Source organism: Psychrobacter immobilis, assembly GCF_904846065.1.
Lineage (GTDB): Bacteria > Pseudomonadota > Gammaproteobacteria > Pseudomonadales > Moraxellaceae > Psychrobacter > Psychrobacter immobilis_H.
The window spans coordinates 2,404,400-2,421,577 of record NZ_CAJGZV010000001.1 but is presented as its reverse complement, the minus strand read 5'-3'; the positions used below and the strand labels follow the sequence as shown (position 1 = coordinate 2,421,577).

Below are 17,178 nucleotides of genomic sequence, written 5' to 3'. Positions count from 1 at the left end.
GTATTATAGCGGCTATCACTTATTTTGATAAAATCAGCCCCTTTAAAAACAGTATCTTTAAAAATAACACTTTCGAACCTCTTCCTCACTTCTAGCGTTACAGGCAACTATTATGATTGATCCAAAACTCTTACGCGGCGATTTAAGCGATTTACAACAGCAACTGGCCACTCGTGGTTATGCACTTGACATAGATTTTTGGCAAACGGTTGAGTCAGAACGTAAATCTTTGCAGATCAAAACCGAAGAGTTGCAGTCGAGCCGTAATGCGGGTGCTAAGCAAGTGGGTGCTTTGAAAAAATCAGGCGAAGATGCCAGTGAGCTATTGGCTGAGATGCAGAATGTCAGTGGTGAGATTAAAACAGCCGAAGACGAGCTGCGCACTCTACAAGAGCGTATCAACAAAGCTGCTATGCAAATTCCAAATATTCCAGCAGCTGATGTGCCAGTGGGTACGTCAGAAGATGATAACGTAGAAGTGCGCAAGTGGGGCACGCCTCGTACGTTTGATTTTGAAATTCAAGATCACACTTATATTGGCGAGACACTTGGTATGCTCGACTTTGAAGCCGCGACCAAGCTGACTGGCAGCCGCTTTAATGTACTAAAAGGACAGTTGGCACAAATGCATCGCGCCCTGATTCAATTTATGCTCAATACCCATACCATGAAGTACGGCTATCTTGAAACGTACGTGCCTTATATTGTGAATTCAGACAGCCTAAAAGGTACGGGGCAGTTGCCTAAGTTTGAAGATGATTTGTTTAAGCTCAAAAATCATACAAACAATGAAGACATGGATTTTTATCTTATCCCTACTGCCGAAGTGCCAATGACCAACTTGGTACGTGGCGAGCGTTTGGATATTAGCGAGCTGCCACTTAAGTTTACCGCGCATACGCCTTGTTTCCGTAGTGAGGCAGGCTCACATGGCCGTGATACTCGTGGTTTGATCCGTCAGCATCAGTTTGAAAAAGTTGAGATGGTCAATATTGCTACCGCTGAGCAATCTGATGATTTATTAGAAGCAATGACTGGACAAGCCGAATATATCTTGCAGCAGTTGAACCTACCATACCGCACCGTTCAGTTATGTACGGGTGATATGGGCTTTGCAGCACAAAAGACCTATGACATCGAAGTATGGTTACCGAGCCAAGATACCTATCGTGAAATCTCAAGCTGCTCTAACTGCGGTGATTTCCAAGCGCGCCGTATGGGAACACGTGTCAAAGATGGCAAACAAACCAGCTTGGCACACACGCTAAATGGTTCAGGCTTGGCAGTGGGTCGTACACTATTGGCAGTAATGGAAAATCATCAAAACGCTGACGGTAGTATCACGATTCCAGAAGTATTGCGTCCGTTTATGGGCGGTGCTGAGACTATTTCAGTTTAATATCTATATTGCTTGTACTAGCTGTGAGTTACTAAGATGACTCACAGCTTTTTAATATAGGGTGGTTTGATAAAACTGATATGAATAATTATTAAACACAAACGATTCTGTCATACCATTTCTTGGCTAGCCTCATAGCAAATATGTTAATATTACACTTTGATTTTATAGTCTATAACTTAGGGACGCATTTGGCGTCCTTATGCTTATACTCCTTTGAGTAAACTCTCCTCTTAGCCCAATACTAGGACACTCTATGCCAGCTCCAATTAGCGAACGTAAATTAGCCAATGCCATCCGTGTACTGTCGTTTGATGCGGTTCAAAAAGCCAACTCTGGACATCCAGGCGCGCCAATGGGTATGGCCGATATTGCCGAAGTTTTGTGGCGCAAGTTTTTGAAGCACAACCCAACCGATCCACAGTGGCACAACCGTGACCGCTTTGTATTATCGAACGGTCATGGCTCGATGCTTATTTACTCATTGCTGCATTTATCTGGTTATGACGTCAGCGTTGATGATTTGAAAGGTTTCCGTCAGTTGCATTCAAAAACTCCAGGTCATCCTGAGCTTGGCTATACACCAGGTGTTGAGACAACTACTGGTCCACTAGGTCAAGGTATCGCCAATGCCGTTGGTTTTGCAATTGCAGAAAAAACTTTAGCCGCGCAGTTTAATCGTGACGGCCATAACATCGTTGACCATAATACCTATGCGTTCTTAGGCGATGGTTGCTTGATGGAAGGTATCAGTCATGAAGTTTGCTCATTGGCTTGCACGTTAGGTCTTGGCAAGCTGGTCTTCTTCTATGATGACAATGGTATCTCTATCGATGGTAATGTCGAAGGCTGGTTCACAGATGATACGCAAGCGCGTTTTGAGTCTTATGGCTGGCAAGTTATCAAAGTAGATGGTCATGATGCTGATGCAATCACGCAAGCAACTGAACAAGCGCTAAAAGAGACTGCTAAACCAAGTCTACTGATTTGCAAAACCACGATCGGTGCAGGTAGCCCGAACAAGCAGGGTCTAGCAGCCAGTCATGGTGCTCCGTTAGGTGATGACGAAATCGCTTTGACTCGTGATGCATTGTCTTGGAAGCATGCCCCGTTTGAATTAGATGATGAAATCTATGAAGCATGGGATGCTAAAGCCAAAGGCGACGTCCAACAGAAAAACTGGGATGCTGATTTTGACGCTTATAAGAAAGCCTATCCTGAACTGGCGTCTGAGCTATTGCGTCGTCTAAATGGTGATCTGCCTGCTGACTTTGATAGCCAAGCACAAGCCTATATTCAGCAAACGCAAGAAGCGGGTGGCGATGTTGCTAGCCGTAAAGCCAGTCAAAACGCCATCAATACCTTACAGCCCTTATTACCAGAATTACTAGGTGGTTCAGCGGATCTGGCTGGCTCGAACTTGACGCTATTCAAAGGCGCTAAAGGCATCGAAAAAGACGCTGATGGCAACTACATCTATTATGGTGTACGTGAGTTCGGTATGACCGCGATTGCTAATGGCATCGCATTACATGGCGGCTTTATCCCTTACGTAGCAACGTTCCTAATGTTTATGGAATATGCACGTAACGCAGTACGCATGGGCGCATTGATGAAACAGCGCGTTATCCATGTCTATACGCATGACTCTATCGGTCTGGGTGAAGATGGCCCAACGCATCAGCCAGTTGAGCAATTGACTAGCCTACGTACTACGCCAAATCTACGCACATGGCGTCCGTGTGATGCGACTGAATCTGCAAGCGCTTGGGTAGAAGCCATCAAGTCTGAAAACAACCCGTCAGCGTTAATCTTTAGCCGTCAGAGCTTGCCACATCAAGCACGTGATAGCAAGCAAGTAGCGAACATCACCAAAGGCGGTTATGTACTTGCGAAAGAGCAAGGTGAGCTACAAGCCATCATCATCGCGACTGGTTCAGAAGTCGGCCTAGCGATGGAAGCTTACGAAACGTTGAGCGCAAATGGTGTTGGCGTCCGCGTGGTCTCTATGCCATGTGCTGAGATTTTCGTTGAGCAAGATGCTAGCTATCGCGACGCCGTATTGCCTGCCAATATCCGCGCTCGCGTCGCAGTAGAAGCGGCGCATGTAGATTACTGGTACAAGTTCGTTGGTCTAGATGGCAAAATCATCGGTATGACCACTTATGGCGAATCTGCTCCTGCAGATCAGTTATACAAAGAGTTTGGTATCACTACCGACGCTGTGGTTGAAGCGGTAAATAGTTTGGTGTAATAAACCTAACTTAGTTAGCGTTTAAAAAAAAGAGCTACCGGAGAAATCTGGTGGCTTTTTTTTATGGTTGAATTTTAGTTTTGGAGCTAATACTGTTTTATTATAGCCATAAATTCAATTATAGTTAACATACTTTAAAGCTTACATTATTGGGGGTATTATGATTTGGCTTATTTCTATTGGTATAATTATTTTATTACTTTTTTTATATCAGGCTTATGAAAATAGCAGGAAAGCAGCAGCTGAGGAAAAATTGAAGATAAATTTCAATATTTTTTTAACAAATAACTATAAAGATATTGAATATGCAAGTTTCGCTTTGGCTAAATATTCTCAAGGTGGAATGTGGACGACTGGTTTATCGGTTGATGACGTTTATATCAACAAGGCAAAACACCCAAAAATTAAAAAAGTCATAGATGATTCTGAAAAATCAGGATTTGGAAGTTACTGGATTTGTAAAAAATTATCCTCAGAAGCTATTAAAATTAGAGATAAATCTTTTAAGAATTTTCTAGAAAATAATGGTCATGATCTAGAGGAAGCTATTAGCTACCTAGTATCTATTCGAGAGAGCTTTGTAGGAGGAGTTTGCCATGCATTTGAAATTGAAGAAGCTACAAAAAATTGTGAGATAATTACACAGCTAGACTTAAAAGCAAGTAATGGAGTATTTCCAAATGAAATGCTATACGATTATATCGAAAGGTTAACTAACGAAAAATTAGAGATGATGAAAATTGAGAATGACGACGAGTTTAAAGTTTTTGTTAATCAATAAGGCATAATGAATGTAGGTCTTGCTAAACGCACCACATAAACTAATTGCTATTTCATGATAAAAGTACCAAAAAATCATGGATTAGAGGAAAGTTATTTACAGACTTAACCTGGATGTAATATTTATAAAAAATTTTTACTATATAACTATAAAAATAAAATTATAGTATATAAAACGGTACGACAAATTAGCTAAATGCTATGATTTGTCGTGTTATTGCACTGGGATAAAACCATGTCACTCAATCTCACATCTTCTAAGACAACAACATGCTAAATTACACTGATTCTATTAACTCGCAAAAGCCATTCCTTACGTCTAATCAACCGACTGTTGAAACAGTAAATGTGCTCTTAACGTTAGATGATTTCTTTTCTAACATGTCAAAAAAGGTGAGTTCTAATGAGTTAGGTGATTTGACCAAGCGTCATGATTTTATATATGAAAAAGAGCTTCGTGACTGCAATCTTGATTATTCACTAAATAGTCTCAAGCGAATTGATGAGTGGTTGCTAACGGTTAAAAAAAGACTGCCTGACTTTACAGAGCATCGAATATTTTCTTCAGAGTACTCGCTGCACAATAGCTCGACTATTGAGATATTGAGCTACTATTTAGGTGAAATCATTGGACGAGCTCGTAGAGAAGCCCCAGTTTGGTACCCTGATGCAAGCGATCATTGTATAGGGGATCAGACCGCATTGACTAAAAACATGTTTGTCGAGTTTGATAGTGATATCCAAGGTTTGTGTGATTTTTTCGTTCCTAAGCAAGTGATTTACCAAGCATTGATAATAGCTAGTGACGATGGGGCATTACAAGACCAAACAATTTGGCAAAGTGTGTTGGAGTTAGTTCCATCTACTATATTAAGTAATACAGATTTAAATCAGCCTTTGCCACCCGTACCCACTATGGAGTTGAAGTTTGATAGAGAGATTGAATTTGCTAATTTAGATCGAGCGGATTTAGCTTACTTACAGATGATGCCTCCAAAATGGATGAAAGACGACGTTTTGTATGAACAGATCAACCAATTGGCCAAGTTATATAAAACAGGCAAAGTAGTATGGGCTCATGTCGTTCAAGCAAATAAAATGCTATGGTCTTCTGATCAGGCATACTCTTGTCCTGCTGGAATAGTATACGATCCGACAGGGCGAACACCAGTTTCTTATCTAGCAGAAATTGCACATGAACTTTATACTTTTAAAAATACCATTCCTGATACAGATGATATAGAAATATTAAAGTATGCTGAGCACATAACTGACGAACATACTAGAATGCTTGGTTTTGACATCCCTAATAGCATTACGCCTTTACCACTAAAGTCTACCAGTCTGTTCGTTTGGCGATTACATTTACCCAATGGTATTTTGCAAAGCTCATTTCCTATTTTAATCAGTGATGAAACAGCTGAGGTTACTGTACTTCCTGCCAAGTTTTGGGAGCAAGCTTATTATGATGAATGGATTCAAGACAGTTATTTTGAAGAAGATATGTATTACGGCGTACGAAAACTTTATGAGAGTGACAATTCTTGGAAAAAGTATGAGAAGCACCTTCGGCCACAAGTGACTGAGCTTATTGATGATATTCCGAGCTTAGCTAATAAAGCATCTTTTAACAGTTATAAGCCTACTTCAACCGATATGGACTTCGTTACAGAATCGATTCAACAGAATTTTGCAGAAGCAAAACAAGAAAGTACAAGCTTCATGAAAATTGTCATTGGCGTAATTATATTTATAGCTGTCTTATATGGGTTTAAGTTCTTTACTTAATAGATATCAACCTAATGAATTATTTTTTGAGAAAGCCACCATGTCCCTAAAATCTAGCTTCAAAGGATTCTTAGGCAAGACCGTTATCAACGTTACCATGTGGCTAAAGCTTGAAAAAGACATCTATAATCCGAAATCAAAAAGTATAAAGGCTGGACACAAAGATGAATATCGTGCATCAAAAAGTAGCTATCTATAACAATAAAATTAAAGAAAGTGCTGAGTTAATATTTGAAAGCTATTCGGCTTCTTCTGAAAATGTTGGGCTAACTCTTGTATTGGCTGAATTTGGTAGGTATCAATTTCAAGGCATTGATTTTTATAAAGCTTTATTCGGACTAAGGGCACTATTAGAGCCTAAAAACATCGTTATATGTATTAATGGATGTAGATTAGATTTTGTGTGCTCAAGTATGGGTCAGCAAATGTCACGAGGACAAGTTGGCTATATAATTGAAATGGGAAAGCAAGGTACTAACCGAGTTAGGACTTTTGACCATTGTGATGATCTAGATAAATTAACCACAGTAAATAAGCAAATGGACTATATCAGACAATGGAGTGAGTCGTTAAAAGGTTAGTTTATTGGTTATATTAAATGAATGTTTGATGTGAGTGCCAATATCCGTGCTCGCGTAGCAGTCGAAGCGGCGCATGTAGATTACTGATATAAGTTCGTTGGTCTAAATGGCAAAATCATTGGTATGACCACTTATGGCGAATCTGCTCCTGCAGATCAATTATATAAAGAGTTTGGTATTACGACTGACGCTGTGGTTGAAGCGGTAAATAGTTTGGTGTAATAAACCTAACTTAGTCAGTATTTAAAAAAAGAGCTGCCGGAGAAATCTGGTGGCTCTTTTTATTGGCTAAATAATCAGTGTATTCATAGTGCTATTTAGTCCATAATTAAACAAAATAGAGTACGGAATAATTATGAACTGGGATTTATTGAGTATTTTTATCACGGTCGGCTTGGCACATTTCCTTGCATTATTGAGTCCAGGGCCGGATTTTGTATTGATCGTAAAGAGTGCGATTAAAAATGACAGTAAAGACGCAATAGGGGTTGCACTTGGTATCACCTTTGCCAATTCAGTGTACATTAGTCTATGTTTAATTGGTGTTGGCTCAATTTTAGCCGCCTCTGCACCTATTATGATTACGCTAAAAATTATTGGTGGATTGTTTTTAATGTACCTTGGGATACAGGCGTTACGCGCACGAAAAAATGCGTATGACCAGTTTCAGGTAGCCCAATCAGCCCATTCAAATATACCTAAGACAACTTTTTTAAAAGAATTTACTGCAGGGTTTTTGTCAGGAATATTTAATCCTAAAAATCTACTCTTTTATCTCAGTTTGTTCACGGTAGTGTTGACACCAGAAATAAGTTTTGTATTCAAATTGGGCTTAGGCATTTGGATGACTGTTGTGGTATTCGCATGGGACACTGCCATCATATTTCTATTGTCGACTCGCAAAGTACGCGCTAAATTTACCCAAGTTGCTTATTACATCGATAAAGTTACAGGGGCGTTGCTTGGCGTCATTGGTTTAACTATCGTCAGAACAGCAATTGCAGATCGGTAATTTTAACCAAAAGTAATTAGTATATTGATATTGAACGTTATTTATTTTTTCATAACCACTTTCAAGAAAAAAACCATGTCCCTCAAATCCACTTTCAAAGGCTTTCTAGGCGAGACCGTTATCAATGTCGCCATGTGGCTAAAACTTGAAAAAGATGTCTATCACCGATTAAACGGTATTACCTTGCCAAGAGCCAATGGTGGCAGTACCCAAATCGATCATATTATCGTCTCCATATACGGCATCTTTGTCATCGAAACCAAAAACTATAAAGGCTGGATATATGGTAGCGAGAAGCAAAAGCAGTGGACGCAAGCTTTCCCAAATGGAAGTAAATTTAAATTCCAAAATCCATTGCGTCAAAACTACTTGCACATTAAGACGCTCGCAGATTTATTGGGCTTGGAGCTGAGCTACTTCCATTCGATGATTGCTTTTATCGGGAAGTGTGAGCTAAAAACTCGTGATGAGTTGCCCGAACACGTATTGACAGGTGGGATGGTCTCTTATGTGAAGAAGAAACAAGATGAGATACTGACTGAAGACGAGGTCAAGTCTATCGTTGAGCAGATTAATAGCAACAGATTCAGCAAATCTTGGCGCACCAATAGAGAGCATAAAGCCTATCTAAAAGACAAGCATAGCCTCTCAAACAAACAGCCTAGCAGTAACTCCACTGATAAAACAATTGCTAAAACTGCCAGTAAGCCTACACTCGAGCCAGTAATAAAAGAAACCGCTAAACGAGCCACGCTGAAAAGCCGAGAAGTGCTGCGATGGTCGGGTCAGACTGAGATTGAATCTAGCGAGTTACTAACTGAGAGTCTGAATATTCAGCAGACAAATACACCATATAATATTGCCGATAAAGTATTTCTTACACCGTTTGAGGTTGTAGAGCTTGAATTAGCAACGAGTTCCTCTGCGACAGGTGAGGCGACAAACCATACAGCTTATTTGATTCAAACACCAACCTGCCCGAGATGTAACGGTAAGATGATCAAGCGAGTAGCAAAAAAAGGCCTGAATCAAGGTCGGGCCTTTTTTGGTTGTAGCAAATTTCCTAAATGTTGGGGCGTGGTGAATATTGATTAGTCGTTAATCATTTTAACCTTAGTCACCTTAACCATATATTTCTTCCAAGCGTAAACAAGCAACCAATCGACCGTCCCATTCGCGCAGTTGTGGCTCTACTTCGCTGCATTGCTGCTTGGCATAGGGGCAGCGTTTATGTAGGGCGCAGCCACTTGGTGGATTGAGCGGGCTTGGTAGCTCACCTTGTAGCGTTAAATCGTTCTTATGACCATTTACCGTTGGTGCAGCAGCCAATAGAGCGATGGTATATGGGTGTTTTGGTGCATTATAAATTGCTTCTTTGGGTCCGTGTTCGACAGCCTGACCTAAATACATGACCATCACATCATCAGCGACGTGTCGTACGACGGACAAGTTATGCGAGATAAAGACGTAAGCAGTATGATACTCATCCTGTAAATCCATAAATAGATTCAAGACTTGTGCCTGAATGGATACATCGAGCGCAGAGGTAGGCTCATCAGCGACGACAATTTTAGGATTGAGCATCATGGCGCGGGCGAGGGCAATACGTTGGCGCTGACCCCCTGAAAACATATGTGGATAGCGGCCAGCATGTTCGGGGCGCAGACCCACATTTCGCATCATCTCATTGATTTTGTCACGCTTGTCGTCTTTAGACAGTTTGGTATGGATATCCAGTGGTTCAGTCAATTGATAGCCAATGGTATGGCGTGGGTTGAGACTGCCATAAGGGTTTTGAAACACCATTTGGATTTCGGTACGCAGCTCTTTGAGCGCTTTTCTGCTATAGCCAGTGGTGACTTCATCATTGATAAATAGCTCGCCATCAGTAGGCTCTTCGATGAGTGTGAGCTGGCGGGCAAGGGTAGATTTACCGCAGCCTGATTCACCGACGACGGCTAGCGTCTTGCCAGCCTCAAGCTCAAACGACACACCATTCAATGCTTTAACGTAAGCTTTTGCTTTACCCAACCCTTGCGATACTGGGTAGTGTTTATGTAGATTGTCTGCTTTCAGGACCACTTTATTACTCATACTTGTGACTCCAAGGTAGCAGCGTAAGAGGTAGAGTTGCGAGAAGAAGGATCAGAATGAATACAGCGCACTTTGCCATTAGGAGTATCCAATATGGGCGGCGGTACTTCACAGGCAGGCTCTTTGTACGGGCAGCGAGGAGACAACAAGCAACCACTTGGACGATCATATTGACTGGGTACGACTCCGGGTAAGCTGTTCAGACGGTCTTGACCGATAGCCAGCTCTGGGATGGCTTGTAGCAAGGCCTCCGTATAAGGGTGAGCAGGCTTTTGAAAAATCTCCGGCACGGTACTGGTTTCGACCACTTGTCCGGCATACATGACCGCGACATCACGCGAGTTTTGCGCGACCAAACCCAAGTCGTGGGTAATCAGTATCATCGCCATTTGTTTTTCGCGTTGCAATCGGCTTAGCAAGTCCATGATTTGCGCTTGTACTGTGACATCGAGCGCGGTGGTAGGTTCATCGGCGATGAGTAGTTTGGGCTCACAAGCAATTGCCATCGCAATCATAACTCGTTGACTCATACCGCCTGATAACTGATGTGGATAAACCTTGAGGCGGTTTTTGGCATCGGGCATTTCGACCAGCTCTAGCAGCTCTAGGATACGCGCCTGTACGGCTGAGCCACGCAAGCCTAGATGCTTACGTAATACTTCGCCCAGTTGCATCTCAACCGTGAAGCTTGGATTTAGACAAGACATCGCATTTTGAAAGATCATTGAGATGTCTTTGCCAATGATTCCGCGTTTTTCTTTTGCTGACATACTGAGCATGTCTTTATCATCGAACATAACGCGCTTGGAACGGACAGTTGCAGAGGGTGGTAGTAGCCCCATCAGTGCCATCATAGTGACCGACTTACCTGAGCCAGATTCACCCACGACTGCGATGACTTCGCCTTGTGTAATCTTTAACGACACATCATCGACTGCACGAAAAGCGCGCACACCTTGCCCGAAAGTCACTGAAAGATTTTCAATATCTAACAACAATGGTGATTCTTTTTTTGATGCGTCATTCATAGAAGTGTGAGTGGTAGGCGTTTTAATTAATGGTTCAGTCATCTTAGGTCACCTGCTTTAATTTGGGGTCTAGCGCATCGCGTAGGCCATCACCAGTCAAGTTAATCGACAATGCGGCTAAGAAAATAGCGACACCGGGCCAAATAGCGAGCCAAACATTACTCTGAATATACTGACGTGCTGTACCGAGCATCGCGCCCCATTCTGCATCGGGTGGCTGAACACCAAAGCCTAAGAAACCAATTGCACCTGCTTCTAAAATAGCAGACGAGAAAATCATCGTCGCCTGCACGATGAGCGGTGCCATACAGTTGGGCAAAATGGTGATAAATAACAATCTAAGCACACCAGCGCCCATCACTTGCGAGGCGATAAAGTATTCACGCTGTAGCTCTACCATCGCGGTAGCACGAGTCAAACGAATAAAAGGTGGCGTACAGACCAGTGCAATCGTAATGATCGTATTGGTCATAGAAGGTCCTAAGATAGCGGCAATGATGATCGCCAACAGTAAGCTCGGATAAGACATCAAAATATCATTGACTAGCATGACGGCTTTGCCCCAAACCTTGGGCCAAAATGCAGCACTAAGTCCCAATGAAACACCGACTAACATGGCAAGAGTCGTCGCGCTCAGACCGATAAATAGAGAATAACGCGCGCCATACATCACCCGAGACAAGGTGTCTCGTCCAGCATCATCCGTGCCTAGCCAAAACATGGTATTGCCGCCATCCAGAAAGGCAGGCGGCAACTGCTCTTGACCAGTAAATAACTCGTAAGGGTCATGGGGCGCAATGGCAGGCGCAAGGATGGCAATAATGACCATCAATGCTAGTACAATAAAACCAAGCACCGCGCCTTTATTTCGGCAAAACGTCGATAAAAATAGCTGCCAAGATGACGGCGGTGTGGCGGCCATAAGATTGACATCAGAGGGAAGAACAGAAGGCTTCATGAGCAGTTCCTATAGTGGCTAGCGCGTTGAGAAGGTTTAGATTGTTGTTCCTAATAATCACCAAGATAATAATCATTAAGAATTTGCTAAAAAATCCTGCAATCGCTAATCGTCACTATTTATAATATGAGTATTTATCAATGTTAAATTAAGAAGTATGTCGAATACGCGGATTGATAAGACCATACAAAATATCAATAAATAAACTAACTAAAATCAGGGCGGTGGCGACCAATAAAATACCGTTTTGCACAATAGGATAATCACGAGTGAAAAACCCATCGAGCAGCCAATTACCAACACCTGGCCAACTAAAGATAGTCTCAGTGATAATAGCCCCCGCGAGCAAGGTCGCCATCTGTAAACCAATCACAGTCACCACAGTGATTAAGGCATTACGCATGACGTGTACCAATATCACACGGCGCGGCGATAGGCCTTTGGCGCGCGCTGTACGCACGTAGTCCTCATCTAACACCTCTAGCATCGCCGAGCGTGTCATGCGTGCAATCATTGCGAGTGGTATGGTCGATAAGGCAATAGACGGTAGGATAAAGTGTTTGACCACATCCCAAAATGCGCCAGGTTCTCCTGATGTTAAAGAGCCAAGTAGCCATGATCCATATAAAGGTTTGACGTCTAAAAACTGCGCGACAGATATGACACCGGCGACAGGCAACAGGCCGAGATAATGGGCGAATATACCAGTGAGAATAGGCCCCAATAAATAGATGGGCATAGAGTAGCCAGCCAGCGCCCCTGACATTAGAGTGTAGTCAATCCATGTACCACGTCGTAGCGCGGCAAAGATACCTAAGCTCACACCGACAACACTGGCAATGACAATGGCACACAAAGCCAGCTCTAAGGTTGGTACAAAATGCGCAAAGAAGTCTTGTAATACCGGAGTACGAGTACGAAAGGATTGACCAAAATCACCGGTCAATATTCCGGTTAAGTAATCCCAATATTGAACAATGAGGGGTTTGTCTAAGCCTAGTCGCTCTAGGGCACGAGCATGTAGCTCTGGATCGACCATACGCTCACCCATCATAATCTCGACGGCATCTCCAGGGACGAGCCGAATTAGGGTGAATGTCGATAGCGTTAAGCCAAGATAGACAGGAATTAGAATGGCAATGCGACGCAAAATATAAAGTAGCATGGGCTGCTCAATTCAATAGTTGTGGTTCAATCGTTTGAGATCGATGAGTAGAATGTTGGCAGAGATGAGAGAGTCGGTGACAAAATGCTTAATAAGGCGCTTAATTCATATAAATACGGCTGGAGCAGAGTGTCTGACCCAGCCGAATATAAATTAAACAATCATGCATGCATGTCTTACCGGACGTCATCAGCTCAGGTTATTCAACCTTTACACCATCGAAGCGTATTGAGCCAAGCGGACTAATTTTATAATCGACGACGTTTGGTGCGGTGAATACCGTGACCACCGAATGCGCCATTGTCGTCCAAGGCAGCTGCTCTTTGAATATCTGCTGAGCTTGTACATAGTCGTTGACGCGCTCATCCTGATTGGTAATCTGACGGGCGTTAGTCACCAAAGTGTCAAAGTCTTTATTACACCAACGTGAGTAATTATTACCACCGACCGCATCACAAGATAGTAGCGTACCAAGCCAGTTATCAGGATCCCCATTGTCACCAGTCCAGCCCGCTAGAATGACATCAGGCTCACCTTTAGCAGCGCGGTTTAGATACTCGCCCCATTCATACGTCACAAGCTTGGTATCGACACCAATTTTTGCCCAATCTGCTTGTAGCATTTCAGCCATGAGTTTGGCATTAGGATTGTACGGGCGTTGAACGGGCATATACCATAGATTAATGGCAAGTTTGTCCGCGCCTGCTTCTTTTATAAGGGACTTGGCTTTTTCCACATCGTAAGGCGCATCTTTGATAGATTTGTCGTAACCCCATTGTGTGGGCGGCATAGGATTGGTGGCTTTTAATCCTTCGCTTTGATAAACCGCATTGATAATAGCGTCTTTATTAATTGCCATGTCTAATGCTTGGCGAACCTTAAGGTCGCTAAGCTTCGGTTTTTCAACGTTATAGCCGACATAGCCGACGTTAAAGCCAGGTTGATCGAGAACGGTGGCCTTCCCAGATTTTTTGACAGAGTCAATTTCGGCAGGTTTTGGATAAGCGGACACATGACATTCGCCTGCTTGCACTTTTTGGGCACGAACTGCTGAATCTTTGGTGATGACAAAGACTAGATTATCAATATGAATATCATCTTTGTTCCAGTAGTCTGGATTTTTGGTATAACGAATTTGCGCGTCTTTTTGATAAGAAGTAAAGACGAAAGGTCCTGTACCAACGGGTTTGGTGTTGATATCAGCAGCATTACCAGAAGCCATTAACTTTTCTGCATACTCAGCAGAATCGATATAAGCGAATGGCATCGCTAGGTTCTGTAAAAATGGCGCATTGGTTTCGCTTAGGGTGATTTTGACGGTAGAGTCATCAACTTTTTCGATATTGGAGATAATATCAGGTAGCCCCATACCGACCGAATAGGGGAACTCAGCAGGATAGGCTTTATTAAATTCAAACTCTGGATTGGTGATACGCTCTAGAGTAAAGACAATATCATCTGCGTTGAAATCACGGGTTGGGGTAAAGTAATCGGTCTTACCATATTTAACCCCTTTACGTAGGTTAAAGGTATAAGTCTTGCCGTCTTCACTAATATCCCAGCTTTCAGCTAAGGCTGGCTGAATCTCAGTACCATCTCTTTTGAATTCTACTAAGCCGTTGTAGATGGGAAAGGCGCTCGCATCAAAATCTGTACCTGCAGTGTATTGTGCTGGATCGAATCCAGCTGGACTACCTTCTGAGCAATAAAGTAAGGTTTTGGCTGCTTTAGCATCTGAGCTGGCAGCAGATTCATCGGTGGTTTTGTTGTCGCCGCTACAGGCACTGATGCCTAGAATAACTGTCGCCAACATCGTCAGTTTGAAGAGTGATTTTTGCATTATTACATCCTATGTAATGATAAATAGTCGCCAATATATTTATAAGATCGTTTTTGACCTATAAATATAATGAGCGTGCTTTTAATTCCCTTTAAAGCAATTGTTTATATCGTGTTTTTGATATGCAAAATAAAAAATATTTCAGGTTGTATTAACCATTATTCAGATTTGCAAAAAATACCGATATAAATAAGTGGTTTAAATATACTCTGTTCAACAGTGGTAATGCAAGACATCCGTAAGCTAATTTGATAGAAAACGTTCTGTTTTACTATCTTTATTGCCGAATTTGTTAGGGTCTCTCCTTATTTTAGAAATGCTGATAAAATAACCACGAAAAAACAAAGGTTAAATTTTTATATAATTCGCTTATTTTCATTTTATTGAATATAAAGTTTTAATAGATAAGTTTCTTAAATAAAAATACTAATTATAAGACGCATATCTTCCCATGTTTTATGGCGTGATTCGTTCAATATGACTGTGATTTGCTTTGATAAGATCTGCGAGTTTTTCGGCAATCATAATCGTTGGTGCATTGGTATTACCGCTGATTAAAGTTGGCATGATTGAGGCATCGATGACCCTTAAGCCATTTACGCCGCGTACTTTTAATTGCAAATCGACGACTGAATTGCTGTCTGAACCCATACGGCAAGTGCCGACAGGATGATAAATGGTATCTGACTTGTTGCGGATATAGCCGAGCATACCGTCTTTTTCGATATAGGGGGCAGGGTAGTCTTCAGTAATATATTTGGCAATGGGGGATTCTTGCATGATGGCGCGCGTACGCTCCGCGCCTGCAATCATATATTCCACATCTTTTGGGTGCGAGAGGTAGTTTGGATCAATCAATACCGCGTCTGAGGGGTCGGCGGAGTCCAGTCTGACCGTACCGCGGCTTTCAGGGCGTAGGTAGCAACTGTGACAAGAGACCGCAAAGCCACGTCTGAGATCACGACCGTGCTCAATCACGCGGGATATGACAAAGTGCAGTTGGGTATTTGGCCACTCTTTTGGATCATCACCGACACTAAAGAACGCGCCCGCTTCAGCATAGTTGGTAGACAAGATGCCTGTACCATCCTTTCTCCACTGCCGAATACTTTTGGTCAATGTCGAAATCGTCGCCATACCAATACCGATGACGTCAGTGGTATTGACCTCGTAATCAAAAACGACGTCCAAATGATCTTGTAGATTACCACCAACATCGGGCGCATCTACCACGACGTCGATGCCATGCGATTGTAGATGCTCAGCAGGTCCAATACCTGACAACATCAGGACTTTGGGTGAGCCAAAAGTGCCCCCAGATAATATCACTTCATGACGCGCCATAACCGCATGCTCGACGCCATCTTTTTCATAAGCGACACCAACGGCTTGTTTGTCTTCAAAGATGACGCGGTTGGCTTGGGCGTGGGTGATGACGGTCAGATTTGATCGGTTTTGTACTGGATGTAGATAAGCCGCTGCCGCAGAGCAGCGTTGACCTTGTTTTTCGCCATGAAAATGGGTGACTTGATATAGCCCTGTACCGTCTTGCTTTTCGCCATTAAAATCTTGATTATGATCTAAACCATTGGTGATGGCGGCTTCTACGAATGCTTTGGAGATATCACGCGGACTCAGTAAGTCACTGACATGCAGCGGTCCGCTATCACCATGTAGCTCGCCGCTACCATGAATATTATTTTCTGCTTTGATAAAGTAGGGCAGTACATCATCAAATCCCCAGCCTTCGCAGCCTTGCTCAACCCAACGTTCATAATCGAGCGCACTACCACGCGTATAAATCATGGCATTGATCGCAGATGAGCCACCCAAGCATTGACCACGTGGTTGGAAGCCACGACGGTTGTTCAGATGCGCTTGCGGCGTAGTTTGAAAGCACCAATTATTCAGTTTCAGCGGCTTGCCTGGGACCATCAAAATCAGTCCGGCAGGGACACGGACAGCAAGGTCTTTGCCTTCACCACCATATTCTAATAAACAGACACTAATGTCTGAGTTTTCTGTTAATCGGCTAGCAAGTACGCAGCCAGCTGAACCACCACCAACGATGACGTAATCAAATTTTTTATCAAATTCCATTTTACATTCCTTCTAGCATCCATGCTTAGTAAAACGTGCTCGTTAAAACGCGTTTATTGAAATAGGGTACGCATTACAGTATCTATTATTTTGCTGGAATAATAAAATAAAAATGACTAAGGGGTGTTTGTCGATCAGCATATGGCATGGCAAAACAATACTAGGTCGTTAAAACGCTG

13 protein-coding genes and 1 pseudogene are annotated in these 17,178 nt (G+C 42.6%); 8 read left to right on the top strand and 6 right to left on the bottom strand.

The genetic code is table 11. From position 1 onward, the window contains the following. Positions 1–112: 112 nt before the first annotated feature. The 8 genes and pseudogenes from serS (at position 113) to JMW64_RS09960 (ending at position 8,909) form a co-directional block, all read left to right on the top strand. Entirely contained in the window at positions 113–1,399 is a 1,287-nt protein-coding gene (gene serS / locus JMW64_RS09995) for a serine--tRNA ligase (protein ID WP_201502673.1), read from the top strand. A 256-nt stretch (positions 1,400–1,655) separates the two neighbouring features. Further along, positions 1,656–3,653 (top strand): transketolase, encoded by a 1,998-nt coding sequence (tkt, locus tag JMW64_RS09990; protein ID WP_201554528.1) that lies wholly within the window; start codon positions 1,656–1,658, stop codon positions 3,651–3,653. A 160-nt stretch (positions 3,654–3,813) separates the two neighbouring features. Further along, the gene (locus JMW64_RS09985; protein WP_201554526.1) at positions 3,814–4,434 is read left to right on the top strand and encodes a hypothetical protein; all 621 of its coding nucleotides are present in this window, start codon (positions 3,814–3,816) and stop codon (positions 4,432–4,434) included. Positions 4,435–4,703: 269 nt separating this feature from the next. Beyond that, a complete protein-coding gene (locus tag JMW64_RS09980) occupies positions 4,704–6,221 on the top strand; it encodes a hypothetical protein (RefSeq protein ID WP_201554524.1) in 1,518 nt (505 codons plus the stop codon). Between the two features lie 164 nt (positions 6,222–6,385). Then, on the top strand, positions 6,386–6,802 hold the full coding sequence (locus JMW64_RS09975; protein WP_201554522.1) for a hypothetical protein: 417 nt from the start codon (positions 6,386–6,388) through the stop codon (positions 6,800–6,802). A gap of 36 nt (positions 6,803–6,838) precedes the next feature. Beyond that, a pseudogene (locus JMW64_RS14205) lies at positions 6,839–7,024 on the top strand (transketolase-like TK C-terminal-containing protein); the annotation flags it as partial. Positions 7,025–7,157: 133 nt separating this feature from the next. Beyond that, entirely contained in the window at positions 7,158–7,814 is a 657-nt protein-coding gene (locus tag JMW64_RS09965) for a LysE family translocator (RefSeq protein ID WP_201554521.1), read from the top strand. Between the two features lie 75 nt (positions 7,815–7,889). Next, complete coding sequence (locus JMW64_RS09960) at positions 7,890–8,909, top strand: NERD domain-containing protein (RefSeq protein WP_201554519.1); 1,020 nt, start codon at positions 7,890–7,892, stop codon at positions 8,907–8,909. Positions 8,910–8,936: 27 nt separating this feature from the next. Here JMW64_RS09960 and JMW64_RS09955 read toward each other — a convergent pair whose 3' ends face one another. The 6 genes from JMW64_RS09955 to JMW64_RS09930 all read right to left on the bottom strand — a co-directional run bounded on the left by JMW64_RS09955 (position 8,937) and on the right by JMW64_RS09930 (position 16,999). After that, positions 8,937–9,908: a peptide ABC transporter ATP-binding protein gene (locus JMW64_RS09955; RefSeq protein ID WP_201554517.1), complete on the bottom strand. Its 972-nt coding sequence runs from the start codon at positions 9,906–9,908 to the stop codon at positions 8,937–8,939. After that, positions 9,905–10,978: an ABC transporter ATP-binding protein gene (locus JMW64_RS09950; RefSeq protein WP_265089807.1), complete on the bottom strand. Its 1,074-nt coding sequence runs from the start codon at positions 10,976–10,978 to the stop codon at positions 9,905–9,907. The genes JMW64_RS09955 and JMW64_RS09950 overlap by 4 nt, the downstream gene beginning before the upstream one ends. A 1-nt stretch (position 10,979) precedes the next feature. Further along, positions 10,980–11,894, bottom strand: a complete 915-nt coding sequence (locus JMW64_RS09945) for an ABC transporter permease (RefSeq protein WP_087814459.1) — start codon at positions 11,892–11,894, stop codon at positions 10,980–10,982. Between the two features lie 148 nt (positions 11,895–12,042). Next, on the bottom strand, positions 12,043–13,059 hold the full coding sequence (locus JMW64_RS09940) for an ABC transporter permease (protein WP_045453107.1): 1,017 nt from the start codon (positions 13,057–13,059) through the stop codon (positions 12,043–12,045). 199 nt (positions 13,060–13,258) lie between these two features. Next, complete coding sequence (locus JMW64_RS09935) at positions 13,259–14,899, bottom strand: ABC transporter substrate-binding protein (RefSeq protein WP_060491626.1); 1,641 nt, start codon at positions 14,897–14,899, stop codon at positions 13,259–13,261. Positions 14,900–15,355: 456 nt separating this feature from the next. Continuing rightward, positions 15,356–16,999, bottom strand: a complete 1,644-nt coding sequence (locus JMW64_RS09930) for a GMC family oxidoreductase (RefSeq protein WP_201554516.1) — start codon at positions 16,997–16,999, stop codon at positions 15,356–15,358. Between the last annotated feature and the right edge of the window lie 179 nt (positions 17,000–17,178).